The 24,871-nt window shown below is 63.8% G+C and carries 22 protein-coding genes; 8 read left to right on the top strand and 14 right to left on the bottom strand.

Features of this window, described 5'->3' with window-relative positions:
- Window positions 1–755 precede the first annotated feature (755 nt).
- Window positions 756–2,696, bottom strand: coding sequence for a pyrroloquinoline quinone-dependent dehydrogenase (locus LZC95_05115; protein ID WXA96214.1), 1,941 nt, complete (start codon window positions 2,694–2,696; stop codon window positions 756–758).
- A gap of 113 nt (window positions 2,697–2,809) precedes the next feature.
- Between LZC95_05115 and LZC95_05120 the strand changes: the two genes are divergently transcribed.
- Window positions 2,810–3,643 carry a methyltransferase domain-containing protein gene (locus LZC95_05120; GenBank protein ID WXA96215.1) on the top strand — a complete coding sequence of 278 codons (834 nt, stop codon included), beginning with the start codon at window positions 2,810–2,812 and terminating at the stop codon, window positions 3,641–3,643.
- 66 nt (window positions 3,644–3,709) lie between these two features.
- On the top strand, window positions 3,710–5,146 hold the full coding sequence (locus tag LZC95_05125; protein ID WXA96216.1) for an aminotransferase class V-fold PLP-dependent enzyme: 1,437 nt from the start codon (window positions 3,710–3,712) through the stop codon (window positions 5,144–5,146).
- On the opposite strand, the gene LZC95_05130 is transcribed toward LZC95_05125, so the two are convergent.
- The 9 genes from LZC95_05130 to LZC95_05170 all read right to left on the bottom strand — a co-directional run bounded on the left by LZC95_05130 (window position 5,097) and on the right by LZC95_05170 (window position 14,119).
- Window positions 5,097–6,668 (bottom strand): hypothetical protein, encoded by a 1,572-nt coding sequence (locus LZC95_05130; GenBank protein WXA96217.1) that lies wholly within the window; start codon window positions 6,666–6,668, stop codon window positions 5,097–5,099. The genes LZC95_05125 and LZC95_05130 overlap by 50 nt on opposite strands.
- Before the next feature lie 13 nt (window positions 6,669–6,681).
- Window positions 6,682–7,320: a TetR/AcrR family transcriptional regulator gene (locus LZC95_05135; protein ID WXA96218.1), complete on the bottom strand. Its 639-nt coding sequence runs from the start codon at window positions 7,318–7,320 to the stop codon at window positions 6,682–6,684.
- A 172-nt stretch (window positions 7,321–7,492) separates the two neighbouring features.
- On the bottom strand, window positions 7,493–8,176 hold the full coding sequence (locus LZC95_05140) for a hypothetical protein (protein ID WXA96219.1): 684 nt from the start codon (window positions 8,174–8,176) through the stop codon (window positions 7,493–7,495).
- A gap of 59 nt (window positions 8,177–8,235) precedes the next feature.
- Window positions 8,236–8,985 carry an ABC transporter ATP-binding protein gene (locus LZC95_05145; GenBank protein ID WXA96220.1) on the bottom strand — a complete coding sequence of 250 codons (750 nt, stop codon included), beginning with the start codon at window positions 8,983–8,985 and terminating at the stop codon, window positions 8,236–8,238.
- Window positions 8,982–10,445 carry a hypothetical protein gene (locus LZC95_05150; protein ID WXA96221.1) on the bottom strand — a complete coding sequence of 488 codons (1,464 nt, stop codon included), beginning with the start codon at window positions 10,443–10,445 and terminating at the stop codon, window positions 8,982–8,984. The genes LZC95_05145 and LZC95_05150 overlap by 4 nt, the downstream gene beginning before the upstream one ends.
- Before the next feature lie 53 nt (window positions 10,446–10,498).
- On the bottom strand, window positions 10,499–11,515 hold the full coding sequence (locus LZC95_05155; GenBank protein ID WXA96222.1) for an extracellular solute-binding protein: 1,017 nt from the start codon (window positions 11,513–11,515) through the stop codon (window positions 10,499–10,501).
- 18 nt (window positions 11,516–11,533) lie between these two features.
- Window positions 11,534–12,688, bottom strand: coding sequence for a chromate transporter (locus LZC95_05160; protein ID WXA96223.1), 1,155 nt, complete (start codon window positions 12,686–12,688; stop codon window positions 11,534–11,536).
- 13 nt (window positions 12,689–12,701) lie between these two features.
- Window positions 12,702–13,361, bottom strand: a complete 660-nt coding sequence (locus LZC95_05165; protein WXA96224.1) for a hypothetical protein — start codon at window positions 13,359–13,361, stop codon at window positions 12,702–12,704.
- A gap of 113 nt (window positions 13,362–13,474) precedes the next feature.
- On the bottom strand, window positions 13,475–14,119 hold the full coding sequence (locus tag LZC95_05170; GenBank protein ID WXA96225.1) for a DUF1080 domain-containing protein: 645 nt from the start codon (window positions 14,117–14,119) through the stop codon (window positions 13,475–13,477).
- A gap of 102 nt (window positions 14,120–14,221) precedes the next feature.
- Here LZC95_05170 and LZC95_05175 point away from each other — a divergent pair, with 102 nt between their 5' ends.
- Window positions 14,222–15,220, top strand: coding sequence for a chromate resistance protein (locus tag LZC95_05175; GenBank protein WXA96226.1), 999 nt, complete (start codon window positions 14,222–14,224; stop codon window positions 15,218–15,220).
- A 23-nt stretch (window positions 15,221–15,243) separates the two neighbouring features.
- Here LZC95_05175 and LZC95_05180 read toward each other — a convergent pair whose 3' ends face one another.
- Window positions 15,244–15,987: a hypothetical protein gene (locus LZC95_05180; GenBank protein WXA96227.1), complete on the bottom strand. Its 744-nt coding sequence runs from the start codon at window positions 15,985–15,987 to the stop codon at window positions 15,244–15,246.
- A 504-nt stretch (window positions 15,988–16,491) separates the two neighbouring features.
- Here LZC95_05180 and LZC95_05185 point away from each other — a divergent pair.
- From LZC95_05185 to LZC95_05195, 3 genes are read left to right on the top strand one after another with little or no spacing between them, the layout of a single operon-like run.
- Complete coding sequence (locus LZC95_05185; protein ID WXA96228.1) at window positions 16,492–18,078, top strand: VCBS repeat-containing protein; 1,587 nt, start codon at window positions 16,492–16,494, stop codon at window positions 18,076–18,078.
- A 13-nt stretch (window positions 18,079–18,091) separates the two neighbouring features.
- Complete coding sequence (locus tag LZC95_05190) at window positions 18,092–18,415, top strand: hypothetical protein (protein WXA96229.1); 324 nt, start codon at window positions 18,092–18,094, stop codon at window positions 18,413–18,415.
- Window positions 18,416–18,425: 10 nt separating this feature from the next.
- Window positions 18,426–19,472 (top strand): hypothetical protein, encoded by a 1,047-nt coding sequence (locus LZC95_05195; protein WXA96230.1) that lies wholly within the window; start codon window positions 18,426–18,428, stop codon window positions 19,470–19,472.
- Window positions 19,473–19,545: 73 nt separating this feature from the next.
- Here LZC95_05195 and LZC95_05200 read toward each other — a convergent pair whose 3' ends face one another.
- Both LZC95_05200 and LZC95_05205 read right to left on the bottom strand, forming a co-directional pair.
- On the bottom strand, window positions 19,546–21,297 hold the full coding sequence (locus tag LZC95_05200; protein WXA96231.1) for a phosphoenolpyruvate carboxykinase (GTP): 1,752 nt from the start codon (window positions 21,295–21,297) through the stop codon (window positions 19,546–19,548).
- Between the two features lie 192 nt (window positions 21,298–21,489).
- Window positions 21,490–22,491, bottom strand: coding sequence for a sigma-54 dependent transcriptional regulator (locus LZC95_05205; GenBank protein WXA96232.1), 1,002 nt, complete (start codon window positions 22,489–22,491; stop codon window positions 21,490–21,492).
- 51 nt (window positions 22,492–22,542) lie between these two features.
- On the opposite strand from LZC95_05205, the gene LZC95_05210 reads away from it, so the two are divergent.
- The gene (locus LZC95_05210; GenBank protein ID WXA96233.1) at window positions 22,543–23,070 is read left to right on the top strand and encodes a hypothetical protein; all 528 of its coding nucleotides are present in this window, start codon (window positions 22,543–22,545) and stop codon (window positions 23,068–23,070) included.
- Window positions 23,071–23,104: 34 nt separating this feature from the next.
- Complete coding sequence (locus LZC95_05215; GenBank protein ID WXA96234.1) at window positions 23,105–23,794, top strand: tetratricopeptide repeat protein; 690 nt, start codon at window positions 23,105–23,107, stop codon at window positions 23,792–23,794.
- Window positions 23,795–23,796: 2 nt separating this feature from the next.
- On the opposite strand, the gene LZC95_05220 is transcribed toward LZC95_05215, so the two are convergent.
- Window positions 23,797–24,681, bottom strand: a complete 885-nt coding sequence (locus tag LZC95_05220) for an NAD(P)-binding domain-containing protein (GenBank protein WXA96235.1) — start codon at window positions 24,679–24,681, stop codon at window positions 23,797–23,799.
- Window positions 24,682–24,871: the final 190 nt, after the last annotated feature.

Consider the following 24,871-nt stretch of genomic DNA (forward strand, 5'->3'; position numbering starts at 1 on the left):
CACCCGCCTCGCGTCCTGAAAACGCGAGAAAAATGACGGTGCCGCCCCAGGGAACGCGCTGCCGACCGCAGTCTAATACGAGGGTTCGCAATCTGCCACGCGATTTCGAATCGTCGGATTCACAAATGTGATTGGGAGTTTATATTCCAAATACCAATCGAAAGGACGGCGATATGCGCCGTCATGCTTGCTTGAGCCAAATATTAATTTATGGCTCGCAATTCGTGAGAGCGAGTTTTGGTAATGGCAAGCCGATGTAGACATTTATATTCGTGATGTCTACCGGTTACCGTCGGCGGTATAGCCTGTCCTTTACTGCGGTCAATGGGTTTGACGTCGTCGTCACGTGTGGAGCATATCGTCCACTCCACCGCATCGGAGTGGACGGCGGCGTCCAGTCAACCAATCGACGAATATCGCATTATAATGTCGATCGTTTGCATTGGCGTGTGCGGAAGAGACATCGTATATCGATTTAAGTCGGTAAATTCGTGCTACCTAGGTCGTGGCGTCGTGCGGCGTTTGCGCAAAGGCGCTGCCGCTTCCCTTCGCATATGCGAAACACGAACCGTGGCACCGGTATTGGATCGTGCGTGATAGGGGATTTTGCGTCCTTTCGACGTGCCCTTCGATCCATCCCAACGGTCAGGGTCGGACATGGCCGCCAAAACACGCGGACGAGCGCCAAATTGGCGCTCGTCGTACGAAACTTCATTTGCGCAATGCGGGTGACGATGCGCGTTCAACCCCGAAATTCACGGCAATGCGAAGGCTACCAAGTGATCTCCTGCCGGCCGCCCGAGCCCGATGCTTCCGCCCGCGGCAATGACCACGAACTGTCGCCCTTTGGGCGAGCGATAGGTCATCGGTGTGGCTTGTCCACCGGCCGGCAATGCGTGCTTCCACAGTTCGTGGCCGGTGTCGGTGTCGAAGGCACGGATGGCATCGTCTTGCGTAGCGCCGAGGAAGGCGAGGCCGCCGTCGGTGACGATGGGGCCGCCCAAGGTAAAGGAACCCCATGCCTCGGAGCCGGGCAGCTGCTCGGTGCCCGGGAATCGCCCGACGGGGATTTCCCATCGGATGCCGCCCGTCGTGAGATCGACGGCGACCAATTTTCCCCACGGCGGCTTGGTGCACGGCCGTCGCGTCGTGGGGTGCGACAGCAAGCGCCGCCCCACTTTGTAAGGGGTCCCGAGCTGCCCTTGGATGACCTCGCCCGGCAGCGGAGTATCCGGCTCCGAGCGCGGGATCAGCCTTACGACGTTGCCGAAGCGGTTGACGCTCGCAAAGAGCAAGGCGCGCCCTGCGTCGACGGCAACGCCTCCCCAGTTGATGCCGCCCAGCGAGCCCGGATATTCGATGGATCCGTGCAAACTCGGCGGTGTGAAGATGCCCTCCGACCGCGCACCCGCGATCATCGCGCGGCAATCTTCGCGTTCGGCATCCGTGACGCCCCATGCGTCCTCCGGGCGAAGTGTGGTATCCCCAACGAGATTCGGCGTCACCTGCGAAAAGGGCTGCGTCGGATGGGCTTCTTCGCCGGGAACGTCACTCGGGGGCACGGGCCGCTCCTCCACCGGCCAGAGGGGTTTGCCCGTATCGCGGTCGAGAAAGAACAGATTTCCCGCCTTGGTGGCCACGGTCACAGCGTCGATCGATTGGCCGTCACGCTGGATGCGCACGAGCGCGGGCGATGCCGGTACATCGTAATCCCACAAATCGTGATGAATGGCCTGGAAGGCCCACACCAGCTTTCCCGTCGATGCGCGCAGCGCCACCACCGAATTCGCGTGCGGTCCCGGGCCCTTGCGCATGCCACCGTAAAAATCGGGGGAAGGGGAGCTCGTGGGCAAAAACACGAGATCGCGTTGGGGGTCCGCCGTCATCACGCTCCAAACGTTGGCCGCCCGGGTGCGTGCGGCATCTTCCGGAGCCCAGGCCTCGTACCCGGGATCGGCGGGGCTGCGCGGAATCGGATCCCACGCCCAGATCAGCCTTCCCGTTCGTGCATCGAAGCCGCGAACGGTGCCCGGGGACACGTCGACCCCCACGTTGTCGGCCACGGCGGATCCCACGACGACGACATCGCCGACCACCGCGGGGGGCGACGACACGCTGTAAATACCGGGCGACGCGTCAGGGATCCCTTCGTTCAGATCCACGGTCCCACCCGTGCCGAAGCCTGGGCAGAGCTGGCCGGTTGCCGCGTCGATGGCCATCAGCCGCGCATCCGTGGTGGTCACGAAGAGACGCCGCGCGCATACGGCTCCGCCATCGTCGCGCCAGGCGCTGATCCCGCGCGAGACGAGGTAGCGACCCGGGACGTTGGTATCGACCTTCGGATCGAAGATCCATCGTGGTACTCCTGTATCCGGGTCGAGCGCGAACACGCGATTGTAGCCGCTGCTGACGTACAGCGTACCATCCAGATAAATGGGAGTCGCTTGAAACGTATTTGCTTTGGATTCGCCGGCGTTCGGCATATCGCCGGTGCGATACGTCCAGGCGACGCCGAGCCGTGCCACGTTGTCCCGCGTGATTTGCGCAAGCGGCGAATGCCGTGCACCGCCGGGATCTCGGCCATACGCAGGCCACTCGGTCGCTGCCTCGTCGAATGGGTCTTTGCAACTCCAACCTGCGGCGATGAGCCAAGCCAGACCCACGAAACCAGCATAGGGAAAAATTCGTATTGTCATGTTCGTTCATCGATGCACGACGCGGACCAACATTTTCGACGATCGAAAGATCCGCCGACCGGATCGAAAACGGCGCCCTCGAAGTCCATCGCCGTTGGGACTACATCGAATGCATGGACGAAATGAATCAACGGCAGATCGACGATTGGAACGGCGCGCGAGGGGCTCGGTGGCTCGCGCACCACGAATGGCTCGATCGAAGTTTCACCGCGTTTGGCGAGGCCGCTTTCAGCGCGGCGAATCTGCGCCCGGGCGAAGTCGTGCTCGACGTGGGCTGCGGCCCGGGCGCTACGACACGCGAGATCGTGCGTCGGGTGCTCCCCGGCGGACGCGGGGTCGGGGTCGACGTTTCGGGCCCGCTGATCGCACGGGCCCGCGAGCTCGCACAAGGCACGAATGTCGCCTTCGAGTTGGCCGACGCCAGCCGCCATGGTTTCGCCCCCGAGAGCTTCGACGTTCTGTTCTCCCGATTCGGCGTCATGTTCTTCGACGACCCCGAGGGAGCGTTCGCGCATCTTCGCACGGCGCTGCGACCCAACGGTCGCCTCGCGTTCGTTTGCTGGCGAGGCGCGATGGAAAACGATTGGTTCCGCGTTCCATATCGCGCTTTGCAGGCGGTGCTCCCGAATATGCCGCCCGTGGATCCGCTCGTGCCAGGGCCATTTGCGTTTGGCGACCAACAGCGCATTGAACGTGTCTTGCGCCAGGCGGGATTCACCAACATGGCGATCGCGCCCTTCGATGCACCGTTGTACGTCGCGGCCGATGCCGACGAATCGTTGGACCAAACGCTGCGCGTCGGCCCATTTGCGAGCATGTTGGCGGAGCAACCGGAGGATGTGCGTCGACGGGGCCTCACCTCGATCCGTACGGCATTGGCAGAGCGGGCCACCGATCAGGGCGTCTCACTTTCCGGCGCCGCATGGATCGTGACGGCTTCTGCGTGAACTGTTCTGCAGGAATCCATCGCGACTGTGTCTTTTGCCAAAGAGTGTGCTCCCTATAGTGGGGGCATGCACAAAGCGCCTTTGCAGGCGGCGTTCGACGCTGCCACGCAGTATCTCGAGCACGTAGCGGACAGGCCGGTCGCGCGGCCCGTCGCGGCCAGTACGCTTCGCGAGCGATTGGGCGGGCCTTTGGCCGACGCGGGGGAAGACCCGTCGGAGGTGATTCGCGCGCTTGCGAGCCATGTCGATGCCGGGCTCGTGGCCAGTGCGGGGCCTCGTTATTTCGGTTTCGTCATTGGAGGGTCGCTGCCTGCCGCCTTGGCCGCGGACTGGCTCACGGCGGTCTGGGATCAAAATGCGGCGCTCTACTTGACGTCGCCGGCGGCGTCGGTCGTCGAAACGGTGGTTGCGGAATGGCTGCTCGATCTCTTGGGCCTACCGGCGTCGGCCAGCGTCGGCTTGGTGACGGGAGGGCAAATGGCGAACTTCTCCGGGTTGGCCGCGGCCCGCGACGAAGTTTTGCGGCGGCTCGATTGGGACGTGGAAGAACGCGGTCTCGCGGCGGCCCCCAGGATCACGGTGGTGGTCGGGGCCGAAGCCCACGCGACCATTTACACCGCGCTGCGATTTCTGGGCATCGGCAGGGAGCAAGTCCGCGTCGTCGAAGCCGACGAGCAAGGGCGCATGCGAAGTGCCGCTCTGCAATCGACATTGGCGGCCTGCACGGGGCCCGTCATCGTTTGTGCCCAGGCCGGGTGCGTGAACACGGGCGCGTTCGATCCGCTCGGTGAGATCGCGCAGCTCGCACATGCGCGGGGTGCGTGGCTTCATGTCGATGGCGCCTTCGGCTTGTGGGCCGCTGCGAGCACGAGCAAGCGGGCGCTCGTCGCCGGCGCCGCCGAGGCGGATTCTTGGGCCATCGACGGCCACAAATGGCTCAACGTGCCGTACGACTGCGGCATCTCCATCGTTCGCGATTCGGCGGCCCACGCGCGTGCCTTGCGCAATGCGCGCGCAGCGTACCTCGTGGGGGCGGCGGGCGGCGAACGCGATGGCCAGGATTGGGGTCCCGAGTCCTCGCGACGGGCGCGCGCCTTTCCCATCTACGCGGCCCTGCGCTCGTTGGGCCGCCGGGGCGTGAGCGATCTGGTCGATCGCTGCTGCGCCCACGCGGCCGATCTCGCCGGGCGCCTCCGCACGCTCGAGGGGGCCACCGTGTTGAACGAGGTGGTGCTCAACCAGGTCCTCGTTCGATTTCACGCGCCAGATATCGATGCCGGGGAATTCACCCGCATGGTCATCCGCCACGTGCAAGAGGAGGGCACCTGTTGGCTGGGCCCCACCTCGTGGCACGGCACCACGGCGATGCGCATCTCCGTTTCCAATTGGCAGACGACCGCGCACGATATGGGACTTACGTTCGCCTCCATCGCACGCGCCGTCGAGCGCGCGGCTACTTCCGCTCGACCAGCACGCCTTCCGCCATCGCCGGGAGTGCGATGAACCGATCGACCAAGTCTTCCATCGTCTTTCCGTCGTTCGCCGCGAAGACGAAGAGGTAGGACTTCGCGGTGCGGGGCGCGGCATAGACGAAACCTGGCAGACCTTTACCGAGCGATGGCATGACCGCGGAACGCTTGCTGGCCGGCGCGAGCGTCTCGAGGAGTCCAGGGGAAGGTTGCCCCTGAACGAAAAGTGCCGCGTTCATGAAGGGGTGGGCCACGAGATAGGTCTTTGCTTCGACATCCAACGAGGTGTACTCGCGAAGATAGGGAAACCCCGCCCACGCAGCATCGCGCAATCGCTGGGCGGCGCTCCCGAATGGCGGTTCGGCAATCGATACTTCATTGTGCAAATAATCGATCGGGCGCGGCCGCCCTCCCTCGTACGACGCCTGCACGGCGGCGCCGAAGGTGCGCCAAAATTCAGGAGACGAAATGAGCGTGCCCCGATCGAGAACGGCTTGCATCGAGGGCAGCAGCTCGCGCGCCACCGATCCCGCGGCCCGATACTGAATGAAGCCGCGCGCGACTTGCGCCGAAAACGCATCGGGCGGCATATAGTGCCGGCCGACGATGCCATTGCCGAGGGTGGCCGCAACCGCCTCGTCGAGCATCCCGTACGCGGCGACGGAAAACGGATCGTCCGAAGTGCACACGCTGGTGAGGAGCGCGGCTTGGCGCTCCGGGGCCATTCGGAAGAACAGATAATGAAACAACTCGTGTGCGACGACATCGATGAGGCTTTCCGGCGTTCCCCCTTCGGGAGCCTCGACCACGGCATCTCCTTCGAGCTGATAGGCTACGCTCATTTTCCTGGCCGAACGCGGTTGGACCAGAACATGAATCTGGAACGTCGTTCCCGAAGGAAGATCCGATTCGTAAAAGTGAGCCGCCTTCTCGATGGTCGAATCCAAAAAGGAATCAGCTAGCACACGCTCAAATCCGTCGAAAAAAGCCGACCCTGCGGCGAACCCGCGCTGCCGCCACCACGTTCCAAATCGGGGCGCGAAGCGCTCGAGCACGTCGTGAAGCCCTGCCGCATCGGCGTCGCTCGAGAGCAACGCCATCGTCTGCTGATGCGCGTCCAAGGTGCGCGCGCGGAGGCCGGCGATGCGTTGGCGCTCCGCCACGTCGAACACACCGGACGAGGCCAAGAGCGGCTGCTCGGACCGGTGGAGGTCGAGCCGACGGAGCTCTCCTCCGTGCCGTGCACGCAGCGCTTTCCACTTTGCCAGGGCCGCTTCGTCCGCCGCATCGAGGCCGAATGTGGCCCAGAGCTCGCGATAGATGGCCTGCGCGCAGAAAGCAGCGCCCGTGATGCAATCGAGGTGATAGACGAGATTTGGCTGCTCTGCGAGATGAAGCGCATAGCGAACGCGGTGTCCCGTGACCACGGTGTCGCGCTCGAGCGCAGGTTGCGCTTTTGGAATCGAGCGAGGCTGCTCGACCGAGGCCCGGCCCGAACATCCCGTTGCGAGCAGGGCGAGGATGGCGGCGACGGCAATCACCCAGCGAACGGCCATGCATGCTCCAATCTTATTTCGTAGTTCCGGAATCACGATTGCGGCGGCTTCGCGGAGCGGGGCGTTCCGGTGTGGGAATTTGCGCCATGAGCAGGCCCGTGACGATGCGGACCAATTTATCGGTGTGCCGCGGCAGGTTCTCGGCGCCCTCGAGGAAGACGACCCGATAGAGCGTTTCGTTCACGGCGCCAATCACGGCGAGTGCGTGTGCCTCCTCGATGGCGCGTGCCTCCGGCCGGTGCGCCGAAACGTCTTGGCTCAACGCGACCAGCAGGCGGGCGATCTGACGATCGACGTCGAGGCGGCGCGCAATCACTTTGGGGCCGGTGGCCCATATTTCGACGAGAAAGGTGCGTGAGTACGCCGGGTGCTGGGCAAAGACTTCGAGCATGCGGCTCACCGACTGCTGCACACGCGAGTACAGATCCAGCTCGCGATCGTGGGGGCGGATGATGGTCGCGAGGATCTTTTCCGCGAAGTGTTCCGCCGCGGCAAGAGCACACGCGTCCTTGTCGGGGAAATAATCGTAAAAGGTTCGCTTGGCCAGACCGCCGAGCGCCACGAGATCGCCGATGGTGACGTTGGCATAGCCTTTCTCCGCCGCCAACTCGGCCATGGCATCCATCAATCGCGTACGCTGCGAGGTGCGCACTTCTTCGCGCGTAAGCCCGTGGCGGCCTCGCGGTAGCCGCTCGGCGTCTCCGCGTCGGACCGGTCCCGCTGAAGTGGATGTGTCTCGTTTTCGGGTCGCCACGTCGAGCTTCGACCTTACTAGAAACCCGCGGGTTCCCAAAGAAGGTGTCGCAGGGCGCGGCGGAGGCGCGTCACCGCCCGCGAACGGAGGTGGACTCGAGTTCGCGGAGAAAGCCTTTGGTGAGGGCGTGCAGCATCACGTGTGCATCGCGCGGCGGACCGAAGGTGGGGCGTGCGCGAGGCCCACGGCTGATGAAGGAGGCCACCGGAACGACGAGCCGGTCGTCCTCGGCGACGATGGTCACCTCGCGGTCGAACACCACGATGGCTCCCTGCTTCCCTTTCTCGGAGACATCGAGGGATTGCCGCATGGCCAGCTCGGATAGACGAGCGCGTTCCCAGGTGACGTGTTCCTCGACATGCCCTTTGTCGAATACGACATAGTGCAAATGCGTCGCGGACACGGCCAGATAGACACCGCAATCCTTGTCGACCACCTTGACGCCGGCAAACTGCCCCACGAAGTTGAACACCCCGCGCACGGCGGCGCCGGATGCCGACTTGGGAAAACCCGCCTCGACCACACCGACGATGCGCTCGTCGCCCACCAATCGGGCAAGCGGCGCAAACCAATCCTCGTCCCGAAGTGCCTGCTCCCGCAGCTCGGCCTCGGACAGCGAAGATTCGGCGACGCTCCGATCGAGCCGTTTGGTGACCGCCCCGCGCGCCGCCTTGGAGAGGAACGACGAGAGGAGCCAGGCGAATACTGCCAAGGCAACGAACCCGCCGATGACCAAGGGAAGGGGAACCGTCATGCCAAGTGCCCTAGCGGATCCCCGTCGACGGGTCTTGAACGAAATGCAGATGGCCAGCCTTACTCGAGCTTGCGCGCGTGCTCGTACCGTGTAAAGGCGAGGATGAACGCGCTGGCCGGCGCCATGGCCAGCGCCGCCGGCGTGCCGAGCTGCACGAGTTTTCCCTCCTCGAGGACGGCGATGCGATCGGCGAGGCGCATCGCTTCTCGGGGATCGTGGGCCACGACGAGGGCGGCCGCGTTCCGGGCACGGAGCAGCGACGCGAGGAGCTCGAGGATATCGTCTTTGAGCACGATATCGAGGTTCGTGAACGGCTCGTCGAGGGCGACCCATTTGGGCTCCAGCACCAGTGCACGTGCGAGGGCGACGCGCTGCTGCTGTCCGCCGGAGAGCTCGTGCGGTTTTCGATGCGCGAGTCCCGACAGGCCCACCTGGGCCAACATCGTTTCGATGGCGTGTGCACGTCGTGGCTTTGGAAGGCGCTTTGCCGCGAGCCCGAAATCCAAATTGTCGAATACCGTCAAATGCGGCCAGAGTGCGAGATCTTGAAAAACGGCCCCGGCGGTGCGCCCGTCGGGCGGAAGCAGAATACGGCCGGGAGCACTGGCCGGCTGTCCGCCGATAATAACGGCCCCTGAGGAAGGGGCAACGAGTCCGAGGGCGACGCGCAAGAGGCTCGTTTTTCCGCTTCCCGATGGACCTATCAGTGCGAGACTTTCTCCTTCGTGCAGCGAGAGGGAGACGTCGGACAGCACGGCCCGTCCGCCGAGTGACAGCGAGACGTGTTCCAGCTCCAGCACGATAGTCATGGGAGACTCCTCAGGACGATCGCTCCGATGCTCACGACGGCGAGCGTGAGGATCACCTGAAGAAGCGCGAGTGCGGCGACAACCGACGATGGGCCATTGGCCTCGAGGGTAAAAATGCGAACCGTGAGGGTCTCGCCGCCCGGCGGGTAGAAGAGGACGGCGGTCTCGAGATCGCGGAGGCAGAAGACCAAGGTGATGCCCATGGCCACTACGAGTTCACGAGCATGCATGGGCGCGACGATTCGAGAGAGCCGGCGGAAATATCCTGCGCCGGCCACGGAAGCGGCGTCTTCGTACGCTCGGGAGGTGTTCGCGATCGAGGCGGCCACGATGCGCAGGCCGAGTGCGGTGTAGCGCGCGACGAATCCCACGATGATGATGGCGAGGCTGCCGTACAGGACTTGCGTGGCAGGATGATTCCATGCGGCGATGATGCCCGAGCCCAGAACGGCGGATGGGAGGAAGAAACCGGTTGCGGCGACGCGATCCATGGCGCTTGCCCACACCGATCCGCGCGCGAGTGCGTGCCCCGCGAACAGGGCAATGCTCATGGTCATGGCTGCCGCCGCACCGGACACCGCGAGGCTGTTCACGAGACTCGAGCCGGTCCATGACCAGCATCGTCCAACGCCCGGAACGGCACGGGCCGCGAGCGCGAACAGCGGAAAGGCGGCGACGAGTCCCGCGGCTGCGGCCATGGCCAGCGGCCCTGCACCGAAATCGAGGGGAGAGCGCGCCTGCCATCGAAAACGGAGCGAGCCGCTCGACGGAGCAAGCGCCCGCTCTAACGCGATGAGAACGAGACCCAGCACGATCATCGGCAATCCGAGCGAGGCCGCTTCGCCGGGTGCAAAATCGACCCCGCCGAGCCGTGCAAACACCGCGGCACCGTACACGGGAACGCGCAAGAACATGGGCACGCCCACCTCGGAGAGCGTCAAGGAAAAGACGATGAGCGCCGCGACGGCAATGCGCGATCGCACGGCAGGCACCAACACGTGCGCGAGCACACGCCATGGGCGTGCCACGAGCAGGGCGGCTTCTTCGATCGACGGATCGAGGCCGGTGATCCCAAGCATCGTGAGCGCCGTTACGACGGGGGTGAACGCCGTCGTGAGAACCAACATGACCCCGGCGGGGCCGAAGAATAGGGCGGACGTGCGCACGGAGCCTGCGAGTCCGCGCTCACCGAGCAAGTGGAACCATCCGAGCGCGACGATGAACGGCGACAGAAAAAGCGGCAAAGCATGAATGGCCATCCACCATCGCCGCGCCGGAATTCGAGCACGCGCAAATACGGCTCCGAGTGGAATACCAAAGACCGCGGTGGCTGCCGTCACACCGAGGCCCAAGGCGACCGTGCGACCGAGAAGTACCCAGGTGGTTCCACGCGCGAGAACGGAGAGGCTTTGCGCGTCAATGCCGAGCAGTACGTGCGCGAGGGGCCACACGATCGCCATGCCCAGAGCTACGGCGGCGAAAAGAAGCGCGGCGGGTGCTTGCGCTCGTCGCGCTAGAGTCCAACCCATTGCTTGAGTCGACCTTGAAGGCGGTCCATGGCATCCGCAACCTTGGAGAAGTCCACGTTCATCGCGTGCAGATCGCTGACCCGCCGCACGCCCTCGGGCACCGGCACACCCGAGCGAAGCGGCATGTGCGCCCCGGACTCGGCCATCCGTTTCTCCGTGTCGGCGGAGAGAAGGCCGTCGATGAGCTTCTTCGAGCCCTCTGCGTGCGGTCCGCCCCGCACCCGCACGACGGCGCTAGGGATGACCAGCGTGCCGAGATCACGTTGGTCGGGATAGACCGCTTCGACCGGTGCGCCATCTTTGCGGGCTTCATCGGCATCGTCGGTGTCGGTCACGCCAAAGGCCACATCGCCGGAGGCGACGAGTCGCTTCACCTCCCCATTCGAGCTGGCCATGCGCGCGCCGTTCGCCCGTGCGGCATCGAGAAAAGCCATCAGTGCATCGTCGCCCCAAATCGATGCGAGCGCTGCCACGTGCATCGTCGTCGTTCCGAAAAGTGGATTCGCCAATGCGATTCGTCCTTTCCAATGCGCATTCACCAGATCACGAATCGTAGTGGGTCGCTCGCCAGCGGGGACTTTGGAGGTGTTGACGAGAAGAACCCTGGCGCGTGCGGCAATTCCGGTCCATGTTCCGTCACCTGCGCGCAGTAGCGCGGGGAGTGCGGCGGCTTCGGGCGAGACATACGGTTCGACGAGTCCGCGTTTGGCCAGCGAGAGTGGCCTCACGGGATCGCCTGACCAGAAGACGTCCGCCTGCGGATTGGAACCCTCCGCGATGATGCGGTTCATCACGCCCGTGCTCTTGGTCTCCTCGGTGTCGAAGACGGGACGAACTTTGATTCCGGTTTTCGACTCGATGGCCCGAAACACGGGCTCGGCGAAGACCTGATCGACGGACGTGTAAACCACCGCCTCCGAGCTGCCTCGCTTGCAGCCCACCATCACCGCGCCGAGGAGCGCCGCGCCGCCGGTCAACACCTCCCGTCGTGTCGCTTTCATGTCCTCGGCCTCACCATCTCACGACCAACCCCGGAGCAGCAACCCAACGGCGCCCGCGCCGAGGATCACCAACGGCTCTGGAGCCTTCTTCAGCTTCATCAGGGCGAGCAATGTCACGGCGGCAATGATGACCGTCGGCGCATCGAGAAGTGCCCGGCGACCCAACACGAATCCCGCGCCGGCAATCGCACCGGTTGCCGCGGCCGTGACGCCACTCACGAAGGCGCTGATGCTCGGGTTTTTCGCGTATCGCTTGAAGTAGGGCGCGGGAATCACCACGAAGAGGTAGCAGGGCAGAAAAACGCCGAGTGCGGCGATGGTCGCACCGAGTGGGCCCGCCACGAGGTAGCCGATGAACGCGACGGTGATGACGACCGGGCCCGGCGTAATCATGGCCACCGCTACCGCGTCGAGGAACTGTCGCTCCGTCAGCCAATGGTGCTCGTTCACCACGCCGCCGTGCAAGAACGGAACGATGGCTAGCCCGCTCCCGAACACGACGGCACCGCCCTCCGCGAAGAAGAGGCCGATCCTCCAAAGTGTCTCGTTGGACGCGGCGCCCGAAAGGCCCGTAACCACGATATCGAGTGGAAACATCGCCGACACTCCAGGTGTCGCCAGCGGCCCCGTGGGACGGCCGCGCAGAAAAAAGAGAAGCAATCCGCTGGCGAGAAAGAGCCACACGATTTCCGACTCCGTCCACGCGGTCACGCCGGCGTTGATCGCGAACACGGCCCAAAGGAGCCGATCTTTGATCAGCGTCATTTTGGCAAGTTTGACGACGCTTCGGGCGATGATCGCGATGACCGCGGCGCCAATTCCATAAAAGAGCCCCTTTATCCATTCGAGCCCGCCGAACCGCAAATAGGCGGCCGAAAGGGCCACGACCATGAGAAACGAGGGCAAAATGAACGCGACGCTGATGAGCGTCGCACCAAAGACGCCACCGCGTACCCAACCGAGGTACGTTGCGAGCTGGGCGGCGAGCGGCCCGGGCGCAAGTTGCGCGAGCGCAAGACCTTCGACGTATTCGTCTTTCGTGATCCATCGCTCGCGTTCGACGAGATCGCGTTGCATGTATCCTGCAAGTGCGATGGGACCGCCGAAACCCAGCGCCCCCAAGCGTAAGAAATAGAGGGCAAGAGCTCGAAGCGAATAAGAAGAATCGTTCATCGTGGAGAGAGCCCTATGCGCGCAACGCGGCGGCTGCCCGGCGCGCGCGCTCGAGGCGGCGGTTTACTTCGTCCCAGTGGATGTTGGCGAAAAAGGCGTCGATGTATTTCGCCGCCGCGGCACCGTAATCCATTTGATAGGCGTGCTCGTACATATCCATCACGAGCAAGGTGGCCGATGCCGAGAATGCCTGCGTGTGATTGCCAGACCAGAACGTATAGGGCACATCGCGGTGCAAATCCCACGTGGTCACGACCCAGCCGCTTCCACCGCCGAGGCTCGCGCCCGTTGCGCGAAAGAGCTCTTCCCAACGAGGGAAGCTGCCGTAAGCCTCGCCGAGCACCTTCTCGATGTCTCCGCTCGGGCGGCCGTTGCCACCGAGGTTCGCGAAATACAGTTCATGCAGTGTGGCCGAGTTGCGGAATGTGAGTTCGCTCTGTTTCAATCCACCCACCACGAAGGCGGGCGTCTCCTTCGTGACGCGGGAAAGCTCTTCCTCCACGCGATTCAAGTTTTTGACGGCGCCCGCGTAATTGTTGTCATGATGGGACACCATCAGCTTTTCCGAGAGCCCCTTGAGCGACGAGGGTTGGAAGGGCAGGGGCTTCACCTCGTGCTTGCCCGCGAACGCGATGCCCTGCGGGACGGGGTTCAGCAATGCGGAAGAAGGCATGGCCGTCCCCTTTGCTTGCGCGGCGGGCGCGCACCCTGGCGTAAATCCCGAAAGAAGGGCGGTGCCTCCGGTCGCTGCGGAAATCATCGCTCCACGTCTTGAAATCGCCTGCGTCATAGCGCCTCCACACTGAGGTCATCGAAATAGGTGACCGAGTCAGCCTTGGTCCATACTCCGGCACGCCCGGCATCGAGGAAGGTACCGTCGTGGTGATCGAGCACTTTCGTACCGTCCCATTTCACCTCGATGTGGTCGCCTCGCGCCTCGACTTGGAAGTCGTGCCATGCGCCGTTCTTCACGGTTCCACTCCACGTTGCGATCTGTTTGCGGCTGCCGTTCTTGACGACGTAGAGCCTCACGTTGTTCTCGAGCGCGTTGGCACGGGTGAGCACGTAATTGTTCTCGTCTTGGTAACGAAAGACGAGGCCGCACGCCTGGTCGACTTTGCCCGATACCGGCTTGCAACGAACTCGGACGCGTACGTCCTTCGGTGAAGGTTCATTCGCCACCGCCACGGGAAATCGATAATCGGTATTGTCCGTATCCACCTGCGCCAGCACGTTCGGCTTGCTGGGCGCATCGGGCTCGGCACGGACGATCCAGCGTCCCGGTTTGCCCTGGCCGGTCCGCCCGAAGGTGAAGCCTTGCGGCGCCGCCGAGACCGAGTCTTGGTCGAAACTTCGTGCATGCGGTGCGGTGTGCTCGCTCGTGGCGCCCAAGGCTGCGCCGAGGCAGAGACTCAAGAGTGCCATCCTCATCTTGCACCCTCCTAGGCTTTCCGTTGTCCGACGAAGAGCTGCCTGAACTCACAACTGTGATACCATGGGTGTCCAGTTGCACAACTGATATATTCGTCGGACATGCGCGACGAAACCCATGAGCCGCGGTGGCTCCTCCTTATTCATCAGATCCCCCCAAAGCCGGCGTACTTTCGCGCGAAAGTCGGCAGGCGGCTGGCACGGCTCGGCGCCGTCGCCATCAAGAACTCGGTTTACGTCTTGCCGCTCAACGAGCAGACCCACGAGGATCTGCAATGGGTCGCGCGCGAGATCGCCACAGAAGGCGGCGAGGCCACACTCTGCAAAGCCACCTTCGTCGAGGGGCTTCGTGATGATCAAATCGAGCTACTCTTCCATGCGGCACGGGATGCCGATTACATGCAATTGGCCGAGGAAGCGCGCCAGATCACCCGCGAACTCCCACCTCGTCTCGCGCGCGACGACGAACGCCGTCCCGTGCTGGAGTCGGACCTGGTGCGTTTGCGCAAGCGCCTGAGTGAGATTCTCGCCATCGACTTTTTCGCGGCCTCGGGCCGCGAATCGGCCGAATCTGCTCTATTGGCGTTCGAGAAGCGGTTTCGCCGTGGGGAAAAGTCGGCCCCTGAGGAGACGTCGCGTCCGCGACCCGAGGTGTACCGCGGACGCACCTGGGTCACGCGCAAAAACGTGCACGTCGATCGCATTGCGAGCGCATGGCTCATTCGCCGCTTCATCGACCCCGATGCGAGGTTCTCCTTCGTTCCGGGCCAGGGATACCGCGCCAAGGAGGGCGAAGTCACCTTCGACATGTACGAGGGCGAGTTCACACACGTCGGCGATGCGTGCACCTTCGAAACGCTGCTCGAGCAATTCGATATTCGAGAGCCAGGTCTCTCGGTCATCGCAGAAATCGTCCACGATATCGATGTCAAAGATGGCAAATTCGGTCGCGCCGAAGCCCCGGGCATTGCCGCGCTCATTGCGGGCATCGCCATAGCGGAACGAGAGGACGACGCGCGCATCGAGCTCGGGGGGCGCATGTTTGCGGCCCTTCTAGAGCTTTTCCGCCGAAAGCGCGGCGCACCTCGGAAGGATGAGTGACGAGGCCTGGACACCGCGCGGAATCAGCGCGCGATTTGCAGCACGGCGAACGATGCGATGATGTGCGGATCGAACGCCGTGTGATGATCGCGCGTTTCGACGGCGAGCATCATGTGGTCGACTTCGCACGCGAAGCTCACGCGCGGGGTGAGATGCATCGCGAGTCCCGCGCTGAACTGCACGGCGAATTCCTGCTGGCGAGGGAACAGCGGCATCAAGTTCGGATCGAAGCGCCATGTCCCGGCGCCGACGTGCACGAAGGGAACGAAGGGCCCCACCTGGGCGCTCAGGCGACCGACCAGGACGCGACTCGAACGCGTGAGCGGATAATGGTCCGTAAGGAGCGCACCGCGTCCGAAGATCGACACCGATCCATTCCAATCGCGTGCGACGAGCGACACCTGCACGGAGTCCCCAAGGGGTAACTCCGAAACACGGACGGCGGGCCTCGGGATACCGAAATGGCGTGCACGGTGGGGTGTGAGCGTCGCCCCGAATGCCGTGAGCTGAACGAAACGATCCCGAAAGGCGGGGTCCGGCGAAGGAAAGAGGGACTCCGCCGTCACCAGGAAGGAGAGGCGCCAAGGATCGGCCATCGTGCTCGCATCGGGATCGTTCGTGTGCGTCTTGTCATGAACGAAGCGAATGCTTTGCTCGACGAGGCGACCGAGATCGAACGTGCGCCCGCCCTGGTTCGACTCGGCGCGCGTGGGGCGTGCCGCCAAAGTCGTGACGAGTAGCACCAAGAGTCCCAGGATGCGGGGCACGCGGAAAGTGCGTCGCGTGCGCGGGGCGTTGGCTCCAGGCATCAATGGGGAATTCGTATCGCAAAGGACGTGCCCCGGTCGCGCAGGCCTCGGAGTCGTACGCGCACATGAAAACACAGTGCATGCGGAGCCATCGGTTAAACGATTGCGCCCGGGCCGCGCGCTGCGATTTTTCCCGTGTCATGGCGGTACTGCGTTGGTGTGCGTTCGTGCGCTCCTCGGGATCCGGTCGGAGAGGCGACCATGCGCCGAAACGACGTGTGTCCACCGCCCGTCGACCTTGCTGCCGTCCATCTCACCTGAACGGTGTCGTGGGCTGCCGTCTTTGTTGATTGTACTAAATTCGTACTTCGATGTTGCGTGTCTGCGAAGCAGAAAGCGCGCAACAACTGATCACGGTGGTCGAGATTCTTTTTGCTTCTTGACCGACCCTGAACGAAGACGCATAAGGACCTTCATTCGCGGAATCACGGCACGAGGAGCATCGCATTGGCCATCGACCGCATGAAATCCAAGTTGCGCATCCACGCGGAGGCCGTCGCATTTCTGGTAAGTCTCGCAGGCTGTGCCGCGGGCCATGCGGGGCCTGATCGCGTGTCGAATCGCATACCCGCAGCGCACCCACGGGAGCCGCTTGCGGCCATTTACGGCCGAGCGCCGCCGTTCGAAAGTGCCAAGGATGGCGCCTTCGCCACGGGCGTGGCGCTCACGGATTTCGACGGAGACGGGGCTCCGGATTTGATCGTCGCCAACGGCAACGATATGAGCCCGCAGCCTCTGACGCTCTATTTGAACCACGCCGCCACCAAGTCCGGTGCTTCGACCCCGTTCTCCGCTTACCCTGACTGGTACTCGGACGATATCGACTATCTCGGCAACGTCGCGGTGGGCGATATCGATGGGGACGGATGGACCGACGTCGCCGTCTCGGTTCCACTCGACAAGTCGCGGCACACCCAGGGCGGCGGCATCAAGATTTACATGAACCACCAGGGCCGTCTGGAGAGCCTGCCCTCGCAGCGGATTGCAGAAGGCTACGGTTCCTTCGATTGCGATCTCGCGGACATGAACGGAGACGGAAAGCTCGACCTGGCGGTGTCCGCGTTCAATATGCCGGTGCCGCCCCCCACCCAGGAGCGCAGGCGCGAACCGGCGCGCGTGTACCTGAACGAGGGAGGCCGGCTGCATCCCGCGCGAGATTGGACGAGCGAAAAGCCCATGTTCGGCTTCAGCGTGCATGCGGCCGATGTCGACCAGGACGGGTGGATGGACCTGGCCTTTGGCGGTGAAGACATTTCGCTCTTTCGAGGTAGCCCACCCGCACCGCGGTTTGCATTGAAAGCCGCATGGCAATCGGAGTCCACCGCCGGCGTCGTCTTTTCGATCGACTCCGGTCGCATTGGGCCCGGCCCGCATCTCGCGCTTGCCGCCACACGTACGTGTGTTCCAGGCGGTCCACCCTGCGTGAGCGATGTTGTGCTCTTTCGCCCGGATACGGCTCGATCTGAGTCGGTGTGGCGGTCGCGAACGGCCCATTACGCATCCATGTTGCTTCTCGCCGACGTGAACGATGACGGCTTTCTCGATTTGGTGGCCAGCCAATGGGGCGAAAAGGTAAAGGGCGGACCCTTGTGGTTCTTTCGCGGTCGCGCCGAGGGGACGTTCTCCCGTGAACCCGATTTCGAAACGGCGGGCAAGGGCATCGCCGTCGGGCAAGGGCTGGCCGTCGCCGACACGCGCAGCCGCGCCGTCACCGACCGAGAATACGTGTGGCGCAGCCACCAGGAGCCGCACGGCCCCGTGATCACGCTCCCGGAGCGTCGCGTCGTTTCGATCACCAGCGTCCGCGTTGCCGGACGCGAGGTGCCCCGGAACGGGTGGGCATTCGTTCCCGGCGAGAACTGGATCTCGCTTGCCGGCGGCATCGCGTCGGGCGTCGAAGTCCGCATCACATATCGCGCCTCGCCCGTCCACGATTTGGTTGAGGCTACGTGGGATTCCAACCGCGGGAATCTCTTCTTCGCGAGTGCCCTCCCGTCCCGTTTTGCGCCTGAAATCACGGATGCGGGGCTCGCCCGCACCTTGCCCTGAGGAGAATACCAAGATGAATATCCATTCCAACGGACACCTTCTCTTTTTGCTCGCGGATCTCGCACGGGACCGCCACCTGGTCGATCGATTGGCGCTCGACGCTCCTGCCGTTTTCCAGGAGTACGGCGTACCGCAGGAGACCCTAACTCTATTGCGCAGTCGCAACGTCGAGCACATCGTTGCGGAGGTTGCACGCCAGGCCGCGTTGCTGCTTCCCGTCGTGACCACACCTCCGCACGGGCTCTTGGCCTGGGCGTGGCCGGAAGAAGAGGAAAAGAAGAGCATCGAAGGAACGAAACCGGCGGCCGCGCGAACCACCCACGCAACGATGAGCTGATCGAACGAAGATGCCCACTCTGCCGCCGCGCGCGCTCGTTCGAGCGCTGTTGCCGTATGTATCCGAAACGCTGATTTCGCCTTCGGTGCGGTCCAGGCTCGAAGCCCATACCGCGCGTCTGCCGGCCATCTTCGAGTGGGGAATCTTCGAATGCCGCTTTGCGCCCGCCGTGGACCGCGTCGATATGCTTTTTCGCGTATCGCGCCCCGTGGCGGGCGCAAATGGCACGCAGCTGCCGGAGGAGTCCACTTGGCCCGCCGATCATGGCCTCGAGCCTATTTTGCCGTTTTTCCGTACCTGGCTCGCCGCGAACAATGAGCTCGCCGATGTGCCGCTGTTCTGGGTCGAGCACGATCTGGCGACCTCCGGCGCGAGTCCGAGTCCGAGTCCGAGTCCACCGTTCATTCAATTCTGTGTCGACCCGGGTTTCCCTCATGCCTCACGCGCGTTGCCCATCGTACCTTTGCGCGTGCGCGCTCTGGCCGAACGTGGCCTCGCGCCCTTGCTCGGAACGGCGGTGGACGGTGCCGCGCTCGATGGCCTTCGCAGGTGCGCGCAGAGGTTGCCTTCCAAGGGGCGCGTGCTCCACGTCGGGGTGATTCCGCATCGAGGCTCGCGCGACCTGCGCGTTCTCGCGGCCGTGCCGATGGAGAGCGTGCTCGATTGGCTCGCCGCGATCGAGTGGCCGGGCAATCGCGCCCTGGCGGCCGAAATCCATGGGTGGCTCGGCACACACTTCGAAATGGCATCCGTCCAGCTGGATCTCGGCGAGACCGTGCGTCCGTCCCTGGCCATGGAGTTTCCGCTGCCATCGCGCGATGGCAACCACCCTGCGTGGCGTGCGTTCATGCGCATCTTGATCGATCGCGGCCTCGCGAGCGCAGAAAAGAGCCGCGCTGCGCTCGATTGGATGGGCGACGCCACGCATGATCTGCCCGAGACACCCTGGCTGGTGAACCTGCAGCGGCAGCTCGACGTGAAAGTGTCGCTCTCCGCCGACGGGGAGCTCACCGCCAAAGCCTATTTGGGTTTCTGCCCGAGTTTCGTCCTCGTCTGAGAATCAGGCTGCACCTGCGCACGGAGCAGAAACCAAGCCAGGGTCGGCGAACCGCGAAGTCGAGCCGCGCCCCTCATTGGAGCGCGCTGCGGAGGCGAGCGATGAAGGCGCGGTGCTCCTGTTCGAGTCGTTCGGGCCAACGCGGCCCGAATTGATGCAGGAACGGCTCGTTCCTAAGGGCCTCGTCCAGCCACGCGCGCGGCTCCACGTCCATGAGCTCCTCGAATCGGTCCGGGCTCATATCCAATCCTGCGAGGTTCAAATCCGTCCGCGTGGGGATCCGCCCGAGCGGCGTTTCGATCGCGTGGCCGCGTCCCTCGACCCGCTCGAGGATCCATTCGAGAACGCGAATGTTCTCACCGAAGCCTGGCCATAGAAGCTTGCCTTCGTCATCGGTGCGGAACCAATTGACCTGGAAGATGCGCGGCGGGCGAGTCAATCGCTCGCCGATGCGCAACCAGTGACGAAAATACTCGCCCATGTTGATGCCGCAGAACGGCAGCATGGCCATGGGATCGTTGGAGGGCATTCCCCCGGAGCCGTTCTCGGCAATGGGCGTCTCGGAAACCAACGTTGCGCCCGTGTAGACGCCGTGCGCCCAGTCGTGCGTTTCGAAGACCAGTGGCACCAGCTTCGAGCGTCGCCCGCCGAAGAGGATGGCCGAAATGGGAACACCATTGGGCGCATCGAAGCTCGGACCCACGGTCGGGCATCGGCGCGCCGACACGGCGAATCTTGCATTGGGATGCGCCGCCGGACTCGAGTTTTTCGACGTCCAAGCCTTTCCGCGCCAGTCGATGAGCGTTTCGCCATTGGGAACTGGCTCGAGCCCTTCCCACCAGGGCGAGCCATCCGCACGCAGGGCCGTGTTGGTGAATAGAACATGCCGCGCCATGGCCGCGAGCACGTTGCGGTGCGTCTTTGGATTCGTGCCGGGCGCCACGCCAAAAAAGCCGGCGAGCGGGTTGAGCGCCCAAAGGCGGCCGTCGTCGCCGACATGCATCCAGCAAATATCGTCGCCGATGGTTTCCACCTTCCATCCGGGCAGCCCCGGTGTGAGCATGGCCAGGTTCGTCTTCCCACACCCATTGGGGAACGCGGCGGCGATGTACCGTGTGACGCCGCTCGGGCTGGTGAGGCCGAACACCGTCATGTGTTCGGCCATCCAGCCCTCCTCGCATGCTTCCGCACTGGCCAGGCGCAGTGCGTGGCATTCCTTGCTCAAAATGGCATTCGTCGCATATTCGGAGCCGAGGCTCCAAATGGTCTTCGTCTGCGGAAAATGAAAAACGAAGCGCCGGTGGGGCGAAAGATCGCCCACGCTGTGAAGCCCTTTGACGAAATGCGGATTCGGGCCGAGCTGGCGAATGGCGAGTTGGCCGACGCGGGTCATGATCCCGAGGCTCGCCGCGACGTAGGCGCTGTCGGTGATCTGAACTCCGATGCGCCCGTGCGAAGAGTGGGCCGGGCCGAGCAGGTACGGCACCACGTACATCGTTCGTCCGCGCATGATGCCGTCGTAACGAGGCCAGACGGTGCGTTCGGCGTCCTCCGGGCTCATCCACTCATTGGTGGGCCCGGCGTCATCTTCGTATTTCGTGCAGATGACCGACACGCGGTTACCGTCCTCACCGTCCATGGGATCCGTGCGATGAAGGAAGCTATGCGGGAATCGCTCGTTGAGCCGGACGAGTTCTCCGCTGGCGACCATCCGATCTTCGAGTGCTCGGGCTTCCAAGGGCGTTCCATCGCACCATCGGACGGCGTCGGGCTTGGTGTGTTCGGCGACCTTCTTGACCCATGCGTGAAGTTCCTCGTTCCTCATCCGCGTCTCCTCGCTCGAAAAGGGCAAGTCCCGATCCAGTGCGAGGATGCGGCGCTCTCCGAACGCGCGAGGACCCGCGCCGGCCCCTTTGGGGCCGTTCGGAGGCTCGATCGGCTAGAAACGACATTTTGTCGTAGCTTTTGAAGCGAACGACGCTCTGTTCAAAGCGAGAAGCACGCGATTCTCGTGTCGTCAATGCGTATGCGGCGCACGCGAGGCGTAGCGCTGCATCGTTCGAACGCTGATGCCCAGCCGGCGCGCCGCCCGCGAGCGGTTTCCTCCCTCGAGATCGAGCGCGGCACGGAGGATGAGATCGATAATCTCTTCGAGCGGCTGGTCGAGGCGCACTTCGAGAATTTCGAGCCCAGGCGAGGCGACGAGGTTCGCCGGGGTCGGAGGCATCGGGGCAGCCTCGCGCAAGGCGACCGGCAGATCGCGCGTGCGAACCTGCTTGCCATCGCGCAGAAGGCAAACGAGTTCCACGAGATTGCGCAGCTCCCGGACATTGCCGGGCCAGGAGTAATTGCGGAGAGCGGCCATCGCACTTCGCGTGAGTCGGGGCGGCTTGGTCCCGTGCATGGCCGATATCGTCGCGATGAATTGGCGCACGAGAACGGGCAGATCGGCAAGTCTGTCCCGCAGCGGAGGAACGTCCAGGCTGATGCCCTGAATGCGATAGAAAAGGTCGGCGCGGAATCGACCGAGTTTCACCTCCGCCTCGAGCGGCCGCAGGGTCGCCGTGATCAGCCGGATGTCGACGGCAATCTTCGTCGTTCCGCCGACACGCATGAACTTGCGATTCTCCAGGAAGCGTAGAAGCTTCGCTTGAACCCCGACGGGCATCTCGCCAATCTCGTCCAGGAACAAGGTTCCGCCGGCTGCCGCTTCCACCTTGCCCCGCGCGCGATCCGTAGCACCGGTGAAGGCGCCCTTTTCATGGCCAAATAGCTCGCTCTCGAACAGAGCCTCGGGGATGGCCGCGCAATTGATGGGAATGAACGGTCCCCCGCAGCGCGGGGACAAATCGTGAATGCGCCGTGCGAGCACCTCTTTCCCCGTGCCGCTCTCGCCAATGAAGGTGACGATCACGTCCTTGTCGGCAACCTTGCGAATGATGCGGTCGAGATCGCGCATCGCGGTCGACTGCATCACCGGTTGGAGAACGACGTCGAGCTGGCGCTTCGCACGAGGCATGGGACCAGGATAGGCCACGCGATGGCCTTCGCCCAATAGTCAGACCTCGAAATGCTACGACAAAGTGTCGCAAGTGCGGCCGATGCATGCTCGAAGCGCCCTGCGGCGGAACGCGATGCGCCGATCGACGCGCGAATCTTCGATGGCATCGCCGTTGCTGAAGCTTCGATTGGCATGCCGTCTCGTCCCGAGAATCCAGCGCTCCACGTCACCATCGTCTCCGACAATCCGGAAACGCGGGATGGTCTGGAGCGCTACCTGCGTGCGGCGGGCATCGAGGTGCGGAGCACGGCGCAGTTGGCCGACGCGTCGAAGCTCGTGCCCGTCCGCGTGGCCGCCCTCGTTTTGTTTCCCGACGACTTTGCGACGGACGCCGTCCTCGCGTCCCTCGCCGAGCTTCGCTCGCGCCGTCCTCGCATGCTTCCCGTTCTCGTGACCCGGGAGCCGAAGCCTTTTCAGGCCCTCCCTTTCTTGGCTGGGCGTGCTGCGCCGTTGATCGTGCCGAAACCGGCCTGGGGCTCGACGATCTTGGATGCCATTCGGGCTCACCTCGACGGTGGGCTCGGAGGACCAGCTTGACAGCAGGGGCGCGAACGCGTTCCTTGAACGAACGGTGGGGGAACGCGCGACGACGAAGGACGAGACGGATGCGGTGCAATGGTCCGTGCTCGTCGTGCCGCTCGTCGCCTGCATCGCGAGCGTCGTCTTGACCGGGGTGGCCACCAGCCTGCTGCATGCGCCCGACGCGCCGGCGCCGACCCCGGAATCGGTGCAGGTATCCACGGGCGATCCCGAACCCGCGACAACGAGCGAATCCGACGACGCGGACCCGTCGGATACGGCGGCGCCGCTGCAAACGAAAGATGGCCCCATCGAGCGTGCCCCGCGGCCCGGCTTCAAATCGGCACCGCCGACGAGCGAGTCGGCGGCGCTTTTTGCCGACGCCGGGCGCGCGCGCAGGGTAGGGGCCGTTCCAAAGGCCATAGCGCTCTATGAGCTATTGCAAAAACGCTATCCGGGAACGCCGGAGTCGCGTTCGGCGGATATGGCCCTCGCGCTCCTGTTCACGCGCCAGGGCATGCATGCCGCGGCGCTGGAGCACTTCGATCGCTACTTGAGGCACAGTCCGCAAGGAGATCTCGCGGCCGAAGCCATGTGGGGCAAGGCGCAGGTCCTCTCCATTCTGGGACGGAGCACGGACGCGTTCCGTACGCTCCAGAGATTGCAGCTTCTTCATCCCAATTCGCCCTACGCCATCGAGGCGCGCGCCCGATTGCAACCCGAGGCATCGCTAACGCAATAGGCTTACCCGCGCGCGGTTGGATTCCGAATCACGTCGAACAGACTCGTCCAGCTTTCGTGCCCGCGACCCGCGGCGATGGCACCATCGTATTGGGCTTTGACGGCCGCCGGTAGACCGATATCGATACCTGCTTCGGTACTGGCTTCGACGATATGATGGGCCGTGGCTCCCATCATGGTGACGTTGGCGAGCTCGCCCGGATGCCGGCCTTCGTCCAGGTGCTTCGCCGCCTCGGCCAAGTACGAAGAGATCGAGTTGAAGTTGTCCACCGCATAGGGCACGAACGACTTTGCCGAGACACCCGCCGAGCGAAGGAGGGCAGCGGCATGAAGATAGGCCGACAGCGATGTTAGGAAGATATCGAGCTGGGCCTGGTAATGGAGCTGCGCCAGGGCATGATCCTCCCCGAGGTAATCCGCTCGTCCGATGACCTGCAACGTCGATTGGTGGACTTCGAAGAACCTGCGCGGCCCGCTGTAGAAGACGTACGCGGCTTCTTGGCCCACCAGGGGCGCCGGAACCATCACGCCTCCAGCAATGAGTTGCGCACCGCGCTCGGCCAGCCACGCCGCCGCCTTGCGCGTCTTTTCCGGGCTGTCCGAGCTCAGATTGACGATGACCCGACCCGCGAGGGCATGGCTGGCCTCGCCAAGAATATCGTACATGGCCTGGTAGTCGGTCAGACTGAGAATGACCAATTCGTTGGCGGCGAGTGCATCGGCAACCGTGTCCGCGCGAATGGCTCCTTCGCGAACCAGATCGTCGGCCCGGCTGGCGGTGCGATTCCACACGGTCGTCGGGTGACCTTTCTTCAGCCATGCACGGACCATCGCCTGGCCCATTGGCCCCAATCCCATCACCGTCACCGGATTACGCTTGTCGTTCATCGTGCTCTCTCCATGCTCCTTCAAAAGCATTGCTTGGTTCTGACCCAATCATGGGGCCCCATGTCGAGGCCGTCGCGCACGTTTGGCCGTTCGAGGAGCACGTTCGGACGACATCGCGCCAGGAAGGTTCATTGAACAACTTCGACGCGAGCGGCCATTAAGGATCGTCGCATCGAGTCACGAACCACAG

It is taken from the genome of Sorangiineae bacterium MSr12523 (genome assembly GCA_037157775.1).
In the GTDB taxonomy this organism is placed as follows: domain Bacteria; phylum Myxococcota_A; class Polyangia; order Polyangiales; family Polyangiaceae; genus Pendulispora; species Pendulispora brunnea.

Excerpts from the sequence above, each read along its gene's own strand:
- LZC95_05165 (WXA96224.1), bottom strand. The coding sequence starts at position 13,361 with ATGCCTTCTTCCGCATTGCTGAACCCCGTCCCGCAGGGCATCGCGTTC.
- LZC95_05220 (WXA96235.1), bottom strand. The coding sequence starts at position 24,681 with ATGAACGACAAGCGTAATCCGGTGACGGTGATGGGATTGGGGCCAATG.
- LZC95_05150 (WXA96221.1), bottom strand. The coding sequence starts at position 10,445 with ATGGCGATCGTGTGGCCCCTCGCGCACGTACTGCTCGGCATTGACGCG.
- LZC95_05195 (WXA96230.1), top strand. The coding sequence starts at position 18,426 with ATGCCCACTCTGCCGCCGCGCGCGCTCGTTCGAGCGCTGTTGCCGTAT.
- LZC95_05190 (WXA96229.1), top strand. The coding sequence starts at position 18,092 with ATGAATATCCATTCCAACGGACACCTTCTCTTTTTGCTCGCGGATCTC.
- LZC95_05210 (WXA96233.1), top strand. The coding sequence starts at position 22,543 with ATGCTACGACAAAGTGTCGCAAGTGCGGCCGATGCATGCTCGAAGCGC.
- LZC95_05130 (WXA96217.1), bottom strand. The coding sequence starts at position 6,668 with ATGGCCGTTCGCTGGGTGATTGCCGTCGCCGCCATCCTCGCCCTGCTC.
- LZC95_05115 (WXA96214.1), bottom strand. The coding sequence starts at position 2,696 with ATGACAATACGAATTTTTCCCTATGCTGGTTTCGTGGGTCTGGCTTGG.
- LZC95_05145 (WXA96220.1), bottom strand. The coding sequence starts at position 8,985 with ATGACTATCGTGCTGGAGCTGGAACACGTCTCGCTGTCACTCGGCGGA.
- LZC95_05120 (WXA96215.1), top strand. The coding sequence starts at position 2,810 with ATGGACGAAATGAATCAACGGCAGATCGACGATTGGAACGGCGCGCGA.
- LZC95_05160 (WXA96223.1), bottom strand. The coding sequence starts at position 12,688 with ATGAACGATTCTTCTTATTCGCTTCGAGCTCTTGCCCTCTATTTCTTA.
- LZC95_05155 (WXA96222.1), bottom strand. The coding sequence starts at position 11,515 with ATGAAAGCGACACGACGGGAGGTGTTGACCGGCGGCGCGGCGCTCCTC.
- LZC95_05185 (WXA96228.1), top strand. The coding sequence starts at position 16,492 with ATGAAATCCAAGTTGCGCATCCACGCGGAGGCCGTCGCATTTCTGGTA.
- LZC95_05175 (WXA96226.1), top strand. The coding sequence starts at position 14,222 with ATGCGCGACGAAACCCATGAGCCGCGGTGGCTCCTCCTTATTCATCAG.
- LZC95_05140 (WXA96219.1), bottom strand. The coding sequence starts at position 8,176 with ATGACGGTTCCCCTTCCCTTGGTCATCGGCGGGTTCGTTGCCTTGGCA.
- LZC95_05170 (WXA96225.1), bottom strand. The coding sequence starts at position 14,119 with ATGAGGATGGCACTCTTGAGTCTCTGCCTCGGCGCAGCCTTGGGCGCC.
- LZC95_05205 (WXA96232.1), bottom strand. The coding sequence starts at position 22,491 with ATGCCTCGTGCGAAGCGCCAGCTCGACGTCGTTCTCCAACCGGTGATG.
- LZC95_05200 (WXA96231.1), bottom strand. The coding sequence starts at position 21,297 with ATGAGGAACGAGGAACTTCACGCATGGGTCAAGAAGGTCGCCGAACAC.
- LZC95_05125 (WXA96216.1), top strand. The coding sequence starts at position 3,710 with ATGCACAAAGCGCCTTTGCAGGCGGCGTTCGACGCTGCCACGCAGTAT.